Origin of the sequence: Sphingomonas sp. IC-11 (assembly GCF_021043365.1) — a bacterium.
Classification (GTDB): domain Bacteria; phylum Pseudomonadota; class Alphaproteobacteria; order Sphingomonadales; family Sphingomonadaceae; genus Sphingomonas.
Genome location: NZ_JAJNDU010000003.1, coordinates 139187 through 151682, shown reverse-complemented (window position 1 = coordinate 151682; position 12496 = coordinate 139187). Strand labels below are relative to the sequence as shown.

The window sequence follows — 12496 nt, the reverse complement described above, 5'->3', positions numbered from 1 at the left end:
AGGATACGCGCCGCTCAGCAATCGTTTGAGGCAATATGTTTCAAACCATCAACCCGGCCACCGGCGAGCCACTTGCTCGCTATCCTGAACTGAACGACCAAGAGATCGAGGAGCGCCTCGACGCAGCGCGCGCCGGGTGGGACGAGTGGCGCATCACGGATCACGAGACGCGATGCGAGTTGCTGGAGCTGATCGCGGAAGCATTTGAGACCGACAAGCGTCGTTTGGCGGAGATCGCGACTCGCGAGATGGGCAAAACGCTGAAGTCCGCGATCGCCGAGGTGGAAAAGTGCGTCGCGGCTTTCCGCTATTATGCGGAAAACGGGCCGGCGATGCTGGCCCCCCGCGAGATGAAGGTGCCGGGCGGCACGGCTACCACCCACTATCTTCCAATCGGGCCTGTGTTGGCCGTGATGCCGTGGAACTTCCCTTATTGGCAGGTCGTGCGCTGGCTTGCACCCACGATCATGGCCGGTAACACCGGTTTGCTGAAACATGCCTCTGTTTCCCAAGGCGTCGCGGCCGCCATGGAAGAGCGCGTTCGATCGGCCGGTGCGCCTGCCGGCCTGTTCCAGAACCTTCCGATCAAGAGCGACAAGGTGGCGAGGCTGATCGCGGATGACCGGATTGCGGCCGTGACCCTGACGGGCAGCGAAGGGGCCGGCGCGAAAGTGGCAGAGGCCGCGGGGGCTGCGTTGAAAAAGGTTGTCTTGGAACTTGGCGGTTCCGATCCGTTCATCGTCATGCCGTCTGCCGAGCTGGATGCCGCAGCCAAAGCGGCGGTGACAGCCCGCGTCCAGAACACCGGGCAATCCTGCATTTGCGCCAAAAGGATGATTGTGCACACCGACGTGTACGACGCCTTTCTGGAGAAGTTCGCCGCCGGGATGAAGGCGGTGGTGGCGGGTGATCCGATGGATGACGCAACCCAGATGGGTCCGCTGTCCAGCGAGGAGCAGCGCCAGACCGTGGTTGATCAGCTCGCCCGGATCCAGAAGGCGGGTGGACGCCTGCTGTTCGGCGGCGAGGCGTTGCCGGGGGAAGGCGCCTTCATGTCGGCAGGAATCTTGGTGGACGTCCCCATCGACGATCCCGCTGCGCAGGAGGAATTGTTCGGGCCGGTCGCCATGGTATTTCGCGCGAATGACATGGATGCGGCAATCGCACTGGCGAACGACGTTCCGTTCGGTCTCGGCGCCTCGGTCTGGACCGAGGATCGGGAAGAGCAGGCGCGCTTCGCCCGCGATATCGCCTCGGGCATGATGGCGGTGAACAAGATGCTTGCCTCCACGCCCGAAGCACCGTTTGGCGGCATCAAGCGATCAGGCCATGGTCGTGAGTTGGGCAGTTACGGCCTTCACGAATTCATGAACTTGAAGACGGTGTTCAACTGACGCGCGGCGAAGGGCGCCACGCGTGCCTGGAGGGGCGATCCTGCGGGTAATTTGCGGTGGGTTCGTTCGAGGCCATCGGGCGCGAACGATCGCTGATGCTTCCGTGTAGCCGCTCAGGCTCAGCGCACCAGGCGCTCGGCCGTCCACGTCACGAGAATGGAGGCGCTGGCAACGCCCAGGTCCACAGCCGCCTGGAAGCGCGCCGGCGCGGCATCACGACTGTCATGGGTCAAAATCTGTACATCGGCGCTTGGCCGATCAACGGTGGCAAGCGCCGTTAACGACAGCGCACCAGCGGCTAGGGCGATCTGACGACGGTTGACCATGTTGGTGACGCTATCCCGGCTATCAGTCGTGCGCAATCCGGCACAAACCGTAACACTGCCGCGCACTGACGTGCCGCCGCGACGGAATACCCGGCGCGGCGGCAGCAGTAGGTTCGATTGCTCAGTTGGTCGGCGTTGCCGCCGCGGCTGGAGCGGCGCCGCGGTAGCGATCGAACCAGGCAAGGATTGCGCTCGCCTTCGCCGCGGATTGCGACGGGCGACTGGTGAAGCCGCCATGGCTGGCGCCCGGCACCTTCACGAGGGCAGTTGGCACACCGGCGATCTGGAGCGCGGCATAATATTGCTCACTCTCGCTCACGGGCGTGCGGTAATCCTCGCTACCCACCACCACTAGCGTCGGCGTCTTCACGTTGCCGACGAGACTGAGCGGCGAGCGGTTCCAATAACCCATGGGATCCTCCCATGGCAGTTTGGAGAACCAGTAGCGCGACGTGAACAGCGTATTGTCCATGGTGAGTGCCTCACTGATCCAGTTGATCACCGGCTTTTGCGTCGCGGCCGCCTTGAACCGGTTGGTCTTGCCGACGATCCAGGAGGTGAGCACGCCGCCGCCCGAGCCGCCGGTGACGAACAGATTGTTGGGATCGGCGATGCCTTCCGCGATGGCGGCATCCACCGACGCCATCAGATCGTCGTAATCCTCGCTGGGATAATTCTTGTCGATCAGATTGGCGAATTCGGCGCCGTAGGAGGTCGAGCCGCGCGGGTTGGTCCACAGCACGGCATAGCCACCCGAGGCGTAGAGCTGGACATCGGTCGCGAAGCTCGGGCCGTAGGCGGAATGCGGGCCACCGTGGATTTCGAGGATCAGCGGCACGCGAGTGCCCGGCTGCCAGCCCGGCGGGGTGGCGAGCCAGGCGTCGATCGGGCGACCGTCCGGCGCGGTGACCGGGATCTTGCGCACTGGTGCCAGCGTCTTGGAGGCGGTGAGCACGGCGTTGAGGTTCGTCAGCCGGCGCGCCTTGCCGCCGCTCCACACCCACACGTCCGCCGGCGCCGAGGCGTCGCCGCCGGTGTAGGCGATCGTGCCGCCGCGCGAGACGGAAAAGTCGCCCCCGGTGTAGGGACGATCGAGCCCGCCCCCGGCGAGATTGTCGGCGAGCACGGTGGAGCGCCCGTCGAGTCCGATGCGGGCGAGCTTGCGCTGCCCCTTGTCGTCATAGGCGGCATAAAGCGTACGGCCGTCCGCCGCCCATTGCGCATCCTCGATCGAGCGGTCGAGCGAGGCGGTGAGCGAGCGGGGCGCGCTCGCATCCGCGCCGCCGACGTAGAGTTCGGCGTTGGTATAGGCGCGGCGCTTGTCGTCGAAGCCGATCCAGGCGATTCGACTACCGTCGTTCGAATAGCGCGGCGCAGCATCGGGGCCGTCGCGGCTGGTGAGCGTGCGCAGCGTGCCGGTGGTCGCATCGACCGCGATCACCTCGGAATTCATCACCTGCCGTTCGGCATCGGGCCCACGGATGGCGGAGAAGAGGATGGTGCGGCCGTCGGCGCTCCACGACAGCGGGCCGCCGTCGTCGAACTTGCCGAAGGTGAGCTGCTGCGCCGCGCCGCCTTCCGCCGCGACGACGAAGAGATGGTCGTAGCCCGGCTTGCGATAGCCGGGACCGTCGTTGCGATAGGTGATGCGGTCGATCACCTCGAGCGGCTCGGCCCATTTCGCGCCCTCCGGCTTCGCGGGTGCCTTGCCGAGCGTGGTCGGCTGGCCGGCAACAGTGGCGATATAGGCGATGCGCTTGCCGTCGGGCGACCAGGCGAGGCTGTTGGGATCGCCGGGCAGGCTGGTGACTCGGGTGCTGGCGCCGGTGGCGACCCAGCGGACGAACAGCTGCGCCCGATCGCCGTCCGCGGCGACATAGGCGATACGCGTGCCGTCGGGCGACCAGCGCGGACTGGAGCCGTTGGTGGCGAAGGGCGATTGCTTGCCGCTCGCGACATCGATCAGCCACAGCGAGGACTGCATCCGATCGCTCATGATGTCGCCGGTGCGGCGGACGTAGACGATGGTGCGGCCGTCGGGGCTGATCTGCGGATCGGCGGCGATCGAGAGGCCGAAGAGATCAGCGCCGGTGAAGGTGCGGGTGGGGCCGTCGACCGGGGCAGCGTTGGTCTGCTGCTGGGCCGCGGCGGGCGCGGCGGCGATGGCGGTGCAGGCGAGAAGCAAGGACAAGATGCGCATCAACGTCTCCGGTGAGGATGCGGCGTTGAAGCGCGATCGGGCGTGGCGCGCAAGCGGTGGATTGCAGGGGGTGGCTCAGGCGCGGGTGGCCGTCACCAAATAGTTCAGCGCGAGCGAATCGGAGAGGGTGAAGCCGGCGGTCGGCGAGAAGCTGAGCCCGCGCGTGTCGCGAACGGCAAGGCCGGCCTTGCCAAGCAGTCCGGTGAGTTCCTCCGGCGTCAGGAACTTGTCCCAATCATGCGTGCCCTTCGGGATCCGGCCGGTCCCCTCGGCTAGTGTGATCATCGCGACGCGCGACAGTGGGGTGCGATTGGGGGTGGAGAGGATCAGCAGGCCGCCCTCCGCCAGCGCGCCTGCGAGGCCCGCGACGAATGACGCAGGATCGGCGACATGCTCGATCACCTCGAGGCAGGTGACGAGGTCGAACGTCTCGCCCGCCACTGCCTCCACGCCGCCGGCGCGATAATCGATGACGAGACCGCTCGCGTGCGCATGGTCGCGCGCCACCGCGATATTTTCGGGCGCGGCGTCGATCGCGGTGACGGCGGCGCCAAGGCGCTTCAACGGCTCCGCCAGCAGGCCGGCGCCGCAACCGACATCGAGCGCGGTCTTGCCGGCAAGCGGCGTGAAGCTCGCCGGATCGAGATCGAAGTGCCGGTCGGCCTGTTCGCGGATGTAGCGCAGCCGCACCGGGTTCAGTCGGTGGAGCATCGCCGAGGAACCGCGCGGATCCCACCAGTCCTTCGCCATCGCGCCGAAATGCGCCGCCTCGGTCGCGACGATACTCGCGTGATCGAGGCCGGCGTCGCCGGGGCTGGCCGGAGCGGTATCGGTTGTTACGGTTGCGTCCACCATGGGCCGCTCCTATCAGGCGCGCCTGTTTTCCCCAAGCTCCGAGAGTATTCGCGTGGCCCGCATCGTCATGAAATTCGGCGGCACCTCGATGGCTGGAATCGAGCGGATTCGCTCGGTCGCCGCGCGGGTGAAACGCGAGGCGGCGGCCGGCAACGAAGTGGCGGTGGTGGTTTCCGCCATGGCTGGCGAGACCGACCGGCTGGTGAACTTCTGCCGCGAGGCGAGCGCGCTATACGATCCCAAGGAGTATGACGTCGTCGTTTCCGCGGGCGAGCAGATCACCAGCGGGCTGCTGGCGATTGCGCTGCAGGCGATCGGCGTGCCGGCGCGGTCCTGGCTTGGCTGGCAGCTGCCGGTGAACACATCGGGCGCGTTCGCCAAGGCGCGGATCGAAACGATTGATTCGGAGGCACTGCTCGCCAGCATGGGCGCGGGCGAAGTGGCGGTGATCCCGGGCTTCCAGGGCGTGCATGAGGGGCGCGTGACGACGCTGGGCCGTGGCGGCTCCGACACGTCGGCGGTGGCGGTGGCGGCGGCGATCAAGGCCGATCGCTGCGACATCTACACCGACGTCGACGGCGTCTATACCACCGATCCGCGCATCGTGCCGCGCGCGCGCAAGCTCGCCAAGGTGACGTATGAGGAAATGCTTGAGCTCGCCAGCGTCGGCGCCAAGGTGCTGCAGACGCGCTCGGTGGGCCTGGCGATGAAGGAAAACGTCCGCGTCCAGGTGCTCTCGTCGTTCACCGGCGACGATGCGCCGATGGCGGATACACTGCCCGGTACGATGATCGTGGGCGAAGAGGAGGTTGAAGACGTGGAACGCCAGCTGATCACCGGCATCGCGCACGACAAGAACGAAGCGAAGATCACGCTGACCGCAGTGCCCGACAAGCCGGGTTCGGTGTCGGCGATCTTCGAGCCGCTGGCCGCGGCGAACATCAACGTCGACATGATCATCCAGAATATCGCGCACGATCACGGAGCGCGGGGCTCGGGCTCGACGGACGTGACCTTCACCGTGCCGGCGGCGGACCTCGCGCGATCGATCGAGACGCTGAACCAGGCGCGTGCGGCGATCGGCTTCGAGGAGCTGGTGCACGACACGCGCGTGGCGAAGATCAGCGTCGTCGGCGTCGGCATGCGCAGCCATGCGGGCGTCGCGAGCACGATGTTCTCGACGCTGGGCGCGCGCGGGATCAACATCCTTGCGATCTCGACCAGCGAGATCAAGGTCAGCGTGCTGATCAACGAGGACGAGACCGAGCTGGCGGTGCGCGTGCTGCATACCGCTTATGGCTTGGACGCCGACGAGGCCGCCTGAGCCGCTAGGTCAGCATGATCGCCGCCGCGACGATGAGCGCGGCAGCGATCAGTGCCGCCGCGAGGATGCGGCTGTCGAACGGCTGCGCCGGGGCAGGCGTTGGCGGGGCCTCCGCGCGGCGGACGAGCGCGCGGATCAGACGCGGGAGATCGTCTCCCAGCCGATCGACCTCCAGTGCGACGGCGGCGGCGCGGCGTGACCAGCGTTCCGGCGAGAGCCGCTCCATCACCAGCCGGCCGCTTGCCCGGCGCATCGCGGCGGCGAGATCGAAGTCGGGCTCGATCGCGCCGAGCACGCCGTCCAATGTGATCAGCGCCTTGAACAGCAGTAGCAGATCGGGCGGGAAGGCGAGCTTCTCCTCGCGCAGCGTGCCGAACAGGTCGGCGACGAGATCGGCCAGCACCAGACGGCGGCCGTGGCGGACCACCAGCCCCTCCGCGATCGGCATGAAGCGCGGGACCTGATGTTCCAGTTCGGCCCAGCGGGCGAGCGTTTCGGCGAGGAGCGCGGGATCGTCGGTGACCAGTGCCTGGACGAAGGCGATGAATTCCTCACGCCGGCGCGGGCTGACGTGGCCGATGAGGCCGAAATCGATCATGCCGATGCGGTTGCCGGGCAAGCACAGGAGGTTGCCGGGGTGCGGATCGCCGTGGAAGCGGCCGTTGATGAGCGCCATCTGAAGCACGATGTCCGCGCCCGAGGCGGCGATCACGGCGGGGTCGATCCCGGCATCTCGCAGCACCTGGGCGTTGCGCGGCGGCACGCCGGGGATGTGGTCCATCACGATCAGCGCTTCGGACGTATAATCCCAGTGGATGCGCGGGATCAGCACGCGGGAGTCGCGCGCGAAATCGTCGCGCAGCAGATCGGCGTTGCGGCCCTCGTTGGCGAAATCGAGTTCGCCCAGGATCGCGCTGCCGAGCTGGCGGATGAGCTTGGTCGCGCCGAAGCGGCGGGCCTCCGCATTGGAGCGTTCCATGACGCGCGCGACTTCGCCGAGCAGGCGCAAGTCCGCCTCCATCCGCGGGCGGATGCCGGGGCGGCGGATCTTGACCACCACGGCCGTGCCATCGGGCAGCGTTGCGCGGTGGACCTGCGCCATCGAGGCGGCGGCGAGCGGTTCGGCATCGAACTGGGCGAACACCGTCTCGGGCGGCTCGCCGAGCGCGGTCTCCACCGCCGGGCGCAGGTCCTCGAAGGGCAGGCGCGGGGCCGAGCTTTGCAGCTGTTCGAACGCGGCGATCCATTCGGGCGGCAGGATATCCGCGCGCGTCGCCATGATCTGGCCGAGCTTCACCCAGGTGGGGCCGAGCGCCTCCAGCGCGCGGCGCGTGCGGTCGGGAAGGTCGAACGGCTCGGGCTCGTCCTGCGCGCTGCCGAGGCCGAGGCGGGCGAGCAGCACGTCGAGGCCGAAGCGCGACATGACGGCGGCGACTTCGCCCAGCCGGGTGCGATCGCGGGCGGCGACTTTCAGCGTTCCCAGCATCGCCGTCACTCGCCGATCAGGTGAAGCGCGACCTGCCGGCGGTGCGACGCGCGGCGATGCTCGAAGAGGTAGATGCCCTGCCACGTGCCGAGCACCGGGTGGCCATTCGCGACTGGGATCGAGAGGCTGGTGGCGGTGAGCGCCGAGCGCAGGTGCGCGGGCATGTCGTCCGGCCCTTCATCGTCATGCTCGTAATCACGCGATTCAGGGGCGATGCGGGCGAGAAAGCGCTCCATGTCGCGGCGCGCGGCGGGGGCGGCGTTTTCCTGGATCAGCAGCGAGGCGGAGGTGTGGCGGATGAAGAGGGTGAGGAGGCCCTGTTCGATGCCGGTCGAGGCGACCCAGCCGGTGACATCGCGGGTGAATTCGTGAAGGCCCTGGCCGGGCGAGGTAACAATCAATTCGGTGGCGTGTTGCCGCATGTTTGTCTCCGCCGCGCGACCGGTGTAGCGGCGCGGTGATGAACGATACCACGATCGACCGTTCGGGTTCCGCCCGTCTCGCCCGCCGCATGGAGCGCGGCGCCGTATTCCTCGGCAGCGAAGTAGCCATCATGGCCGGCGCGATGAGCTGGGTCAGCGAGCGCAATCTGGTCGCCGCCATGTCCAACGCCGGCGGGTTTGGCGTGATTGCGTGCGGGGCGATGACGGTCGAGTTGCTCGACAAGGAAATCGCCGCGACCAAGGCGCTGACCGACAAGCCGTTCGGCGTGAACCTGATCACCATGCACCCCGATCTGATGGCGCTGATCGAGGTGTGCGCGAAGCATGAGGTTGGTCATGTCGTGCTGGCGGGCGGGCTGCCGCCCAAGGGCTCGCTGGAGGCGATCAAGGCGAGCGGAGCCAAGGTGATCTGCTTCGCACCGACGCTGGCGCTGGCGAAGAAGCTGATCCGCTCGGGCGTCGACGCGCTGGTGATCGAGGGATCGGAAGCGGGCGGGCATATTGGCCCCGTTTCGACCAGCGTGCTGGCGCAGGAGATCCTGCCGGCGATCGCCAATGACGTGCCGGTGTTCATCGCTGGCGGCATCGGGCGCGGCGAGGCGATCGCGGGCTATCTCGACATGGGTGCAGCGGGCGTCCAGCTCGGTACGCGCTTCGTCTGCGCGACCGAATCGATCGCGCATCCCAAGTTCAAGCAGGCCTTCATCCGCGCCTCTGCCCGCGACGCGGTGGCGAGCGTGCAGATCGACCCGCGGCTGCCGGTGATCCCGGTGCGCGCGCTGAAGAATGCCGGCGGCGAGCTGTTCACCGCCAAGCAGCGCGAAGTGGCGCAGGCGCTGGACGAAGGCGCGGTCGCGATGGCCGAGGCGCAGCTGCAGATCGAGCATTATTGGGCCGGTGCGCTGCGCCGCGCGGTGATCGACGGCGATGTCGAGCATGGCAGCGTGATGGCGGGCCAGTCGGTCGGCATGGTCACCAAGGAAGAGCCGCTGGCCGACATCATCGCATCGCTGATAGCCGAGGCGGCGCAGGCGCTGGAGCAGCGCGCGGCATAGCTCCAAGCGCTCGTCGACGCCCGCCTGATCATGGGCGGGCGTTGCCCGTTCAGCCGATCATGGGCGGGCCAAAGACGGACCAGCCAGTGCGGTGTGCCAGCATCTCAAGCGCGCGCACGCCCAGCATCGAATTTCCGTGCTGATCAAGATTAGGTGACCACACCGCGATCGCGGCGGTTTCCGGAACGACGGCAAGGATTCCGCCGCCGACGCCGCTCTTTGCCGGCAGCCCGACACGCAGCGCAAAATCTCCTGACCCGTCATAATGGCCGCACGTCATCATCAAGGCGAGCAGCTTGCGCATGCGCCGGGCAATCGCATCTGCTTCCTCGTCGGCCGGATTGCGCCGGGTACGGGCGAGGAACAGGCCCGTTCGCGCCAGGCCCTCGCAATCCAGCATGATGGCGCACTGCCTGACATAGGCCTCCATCACCTCGTCCACCGACGAGTGGAGATTGCCGTGGTGGCGCATGAAGCTCATCATGGCGCGGTTGAGATCGCCGGCTTCGTGCTCAGACGCCAGCACGTCCTGATCCAGGTCGATAACTGTCTGCCCGCTGTGCTGGCGGACGAAGTTCACCACCGCACTGGCCTGGGCATCCTCGTCCAAAGCTTCGACGAGGATATCCACGACCGCGAGGGCACCTGCGTTCACGAAGGGGTTGCGCGGCACCCCTGCGGTTCGCTCCAGATCCACGATTGAGTTGAACGGATCACCAGACGGTTCGCGTCCCACCCGTTTGAAGACATCATCCCCGATCGCGCACAGGGCAAGCTCCAAGGCGAAAACCTTGGCAATGCTCTGTAGCGGAAAGAGGGTTTTCGCCGCCCCCGCGGACAAAAGTTCGCCCTTCGCAGTGGTGACGACGATGCCGAAAGGGCCGGGGGAAAGCCCTTCCTCCTTGGCATCGGCAGCCCGCTCGATCTCCTCTGCGTTCTCGCTGATCTCCCGTGCGATGTCCGTCACAATCTGGTTCAACTCTTCCACCGCCGGGGTCTGCGTCATACCGTCTCCGATCTTGATCTGGGTTGGGCCAACAACGTCGCCTGCACCGATTCGGTGCCCTGTCGGCGAGGCGCATGCAGGAACCGGCATCAGCGCGGTGCCAGTGGATCCCGGATCATTGGAGGGATCGGGTTCCTTTACCTTGCATTCACCCATCGGCCGGCACAGCATCGGGCAGTAGCGCCGGGGGGAGAACGGAGCCGCCATGTCACGCGTAACGCAAGCCATCGTCGCCGTCGCAGCCATCGCTGCGGTGGCTGCCTGCGCCTCCCGGCCAAAGGAAGTGGCGGTGGTCGTGCCGCCTCCTGAGCCTCCGGCTGTTCCGGTCCACGTCACGCCCCCGATCACGCCAATTAACCGCGGGCTCTCTCCAGCGGCGACGGTATGGCACATGCGGGTGGCACTGAACGTCGCGGCGCTCGCCTGCCGCGGGGCGCAGGAAGCGACCATCGTGCAACGCTACAATGCCATGCTGGCGACGCACAAAGCCACATTGGCGAGCGCACAGACGCAGCTTTCCGAACAGTATCGCGCCGGTGGGGGAGACTGGCAGGATCGCTATGACGACGCGATGACCAGGCTCTACAACTTCTTCTCGCAGGCGCAGGCGCGCGAGGCATTCTGCACCGCCGCGGCAGCGACGCTGGCCGAATCAGAGCGCCTGACGCCCGGTGAGTTGCAGACGTTCGCCGCGGCTGTGCTGCCGACCCTTGATGCGCCATTTGCCGAAATGCTGGCGCCTCGTCCGATGATTGCGCTCGCAGCGCCGGTTTCGGTCCCGGTTGTTGGCGGCGCACCGGCCGCGGCGATACCGGTGTCGCGCGCAACGGCTGTTGTCATGCAGCCCACCGCGCCCGCCTCTGTCTCGGTCGCGCGGCCCAGCCTGCTGCCGGCGCCTGCGACCTCATCGAGTGCCGCGGTACCCTCCCGAAGCGTCGCTTCCGGGGCGGGCGTGGCTGCGGCGGCCGGAACAAGGCCGGCGAATGCCGCAGCGGGGCCGAACGCGGCCCGGCTTGCTGCCGCGGGCCCGTCATCGACAGCCAATAAACCTGCGGCTGCGGTTGGCACGCGGGCAGCACCGCCGCCGGCCGCGCGCGCCCCGGCGGTGGCGCGCCGGGTGCCCTGGATCGAGGTTGATGCCGCGGTTCTCCGCGACTGATCAGATCGGCCCCATGGGGCTACCCGAGCCGGCAACGTTCGGTTAACAACGGCGAAATGGAAACCGGCCAAGCCGACCAGCCTCTGGAAGGGCGCTTTGCCGGCGTAGAGCATCGCTTGCCCGTGCGCGTCTATTTCGAGGACACGGACCTGTCCGGGGTCGTATATCACGCCAATTACCTGCGCTTCATGGAGCGTGCCCGATCGGACATGCTTCGGCTGGCCGGCGTGGACCAGCGTGCCGCGCACGAGACGGGCACCGGTGCCTATGCTGTGGCAAGCCTTGCCATCCGCTATCGAGCACCCGCCCGGCTGGACGATGCGCTGGTTGTCTGCACGCGCGTGACGGCGGTTGGCGCAGCGAGTGTTTCCATTCATCAGAGAGTCATGCGCGACACGCTTGTGCTGGCCGAGGCGGATGTCGTGGCGGCGCTCGTGGCGCCATCTGGACGGCCGCGGCGGCAACCGCGCGACTGGATCGACCGTTTTGCCGCTCTCGTCGACAAGGGGGAAAAGAGGCCTTGAACCCGTTCTTCAATACCGACGCTGCCACGCTTTCACCCGTTGCGCTGTTCCTGCAGGCCGACATCGTCGTGAAGCTGGTGATGTTCGGCCTGCTCGCCGCAAGCATCTGGACCTGGGCAATCATTTTTATGTTCTGGCGCAAGCTGGGGCGTACCCGGCGCGCGACCGAGACGTTCGAGCGCGATTTCTGGAAGGCCGATGACATCGATGCCTTCTACAAGACGCGGGCTGACGAGGATCTGCCGAGCGCGCGTGTGTTCGCAGCCGGCGTTGCCGAATGGCGCCGCTCCACTCAGGGCGCCGTGATCGATCGCGGGGGTACGCGCGAACGTTTGGCGACCACGATGGGCGCAGCGGTCGCAAGCGAGATCGACAAGCTGTCCGATCGGTTGAACGTGCTGGCGACCGTTGGATCGGTGGCGCCCTTCGTCGGCCTGTTCGGGACGGTGTGGGGCATCATGCGCAGCTTCACCAGCATCGCCAGCCAGCAGAACACCAGCCTTGCGGTAGTGGCGCCCGGCATCGCCGAGGCACTTTTCGCGACTGCGATCGGCCTGTTCGCAGCGATCCCGGCCGTCATTGCGTACAATCGCTTCAGCCATGGCATCAACCGGATCGAGGCGCGGCTGAACCGCTTCGCCGACGGGTTCCACGCAACCCTGTCGCGTCAGCTGGACCGCGAGCGGTGAGCGGCCCGGTGAGCCTTCCTATCGTTGCTCCGAAG

The 12496-nt window shown here is 67.1% G+C and carries 12 protein-coding genes; 6 read left to right on the top strand and 6 right to left on the bottom strand.

What is annotated here, in order from left to right:
• The first annotated feature begins 35 nt into the window (after positions 1-35).
• Positions 36-1394: an NAD-dependent succinate-semialdehyde dehydrogenase gene (locus LQ954_RS11425; RefSeq protein WP_231023223.1), complete on the top strand. Its 1359-nt coding sequence runs from the start codon at positions 36-38 to the stop codon at positions 1392-1394.
• A gap of 119 nt (positions 1395-1513) precedes the next feature.
• Here LQ954_RS11425 and LQ954_RS11420 read toward each other — a convergent pair whose 3' ends face one another.
• The 3 genes from LQ954_RS11420 to ubiG form a co-directional block, all read right to left on the bottom strand.
• On the bottom strand, positions 1514-1720 hold the full coding sequence (locus LQ954_RS11420; protein ID WP_227771962.1) for a hypothetical protein: 207 nt from the start codon (positions 1718-1720) through the stop codon (positions 1514-1516).
• Between the two features lie 121 nt (positions 1721-1841).
• On the bottom strand, positions 1842-3920 hold the full coding sequence (locus tag LQ954_RS11415) for a S9 family peptidase (protein ID WP_231023222.1): 2079 nt from the start codon (positions 3918-3920) through the stop codon (positions 1842-1844).
• A gap of 75 nt (positions 3921-3995) precedes the next feature.
• Positions 3996-4775: a bifunctional 2-polyprenyl-6-hydroxyphenol methylase/3-demethylubiquinol 3-O-methyltransferase UbiG gene (ubiG, locus tag LQ954_RS11410; protein ID WP_269142286.1), complete on the bottom strand. Its 780-nt coding sequence runs from the start codon at positions 4773-4775 to the stop codon at positions 3996-3998.
• Between the two features lie 52 nt (positions 4776-4827).
• Here ubiG and LQ954_RS11405 point away from each other — a divergent pair, with 52 nt between their 5' ends.
• Positions 4828-6099 (top strand): aspartate kinase, encoded by a 1272-nt coding sequence (locus LQ954_RS11405; RefSeq protein ID WP_231023220.1) that lies wholly within the window; start codon positions 4828-4830, stop codon positions 6097-6099.
• Between the two features lie 4 nt (positions 6100-6103).
• Here LQ954_RS11405 and LQ954_RS11400 read toward each other — a convergent pair whose 3' ends face one another.
• Complete coding sequence (locus LQ954_RS11400; protein WP_231023393.1) at positions 6104-7585, bottom strand: ABC1 kinase family protein; 1482 nt, start codon at positions 7583-7585, stop codon at positions 6104-6106.
• Positions 7586-7590: 5 nt separating this feature from the next.
• A complete protein-coding gene (locus LQ954_RS11395) occupies positions 7591-8007 on the bottom strand; it encodes a secondary thiamine-phosphate synthase enzyme YjbQ (protein WP_231023219.1) in 417 nt (138 codons plus the stop codon).
• Between the two features lie 89 nt (positions 8008-8096).
• Between LQ954_RS11395 and LQ954_RS11390 the strand changes: the two genes are divergently transcribed.
• Positions 8097-9083 carry an NAD(P)H-dependent flavin oxidoreductase gene (locus LQ954_RS11390; protein WP_443026627.1) on the top strand — a complete coding sequence of 329 codons (987 nt, stop codon included), beginning with the start codon at positions 8097-8099 and terminating at the stop codon, positions 9081-9083.
• A gap of 49 nt (positions 9084-9132) precedes the next feature.
• On the opposite strand, the gene glsA is transcribed toward LQ954_RS11390, so the two are convergent.
• A complete protein-coding gene (glsA, locus tag LQ954_RS11385) occupies positions 9133-10296 on the bottom strand; it encodes a glutaminase A (RefSeq protein WP_231023217.1) in 1164 nt (387 codons plus the stop codon).
• Here glsA and LQ954_RS11380 point away from each other — a divergent pair.
• From LQ954_RS11380 to tolQ, 3 genes are read left to right on the top strand one after another with little or no spacing between them, the layout of a single operon-like run.
• Positions 10295-11248 (top strand): hypothetical protein, encoded by a 954-nt coding sequence (locus LQ954_RS11380; protein ID WP_231023216.1) that lies wholly within the window; start codon positions 10295-10297, stop codon positions 11246-11248. The genes glsA and LQ954_RS11380 overlap by 2 nt on opposite strands.
• A gap of 56 nt (positions 11249-11304) precedes the next feature.
• Complete coding sequence (ybgC, locus tag LQ954_RS11375; protein WP_321576558.1) at positions 11305-11772, top strand: tol-pal system-associated acyl-CoA thioesterase; 468 nt, start codon at positions 11305-11307, stop codon at positions 11770-11772.
• A complete protein-coding gene (gene tolQ / locus LQ954_RS11370) occupies positions 11769-12461 on the top strand; it encodes a protein TolQ (protein WP_227771955.1) in 693 nt (230 codons plus the stop codon). The genes ybgC and tolQ overlap by 4 nt, the downstream gene beginning before the upstream one ends.
• The last annotated feature ends 35 nt before the right edge of the window (positions 12462-12496 follow it).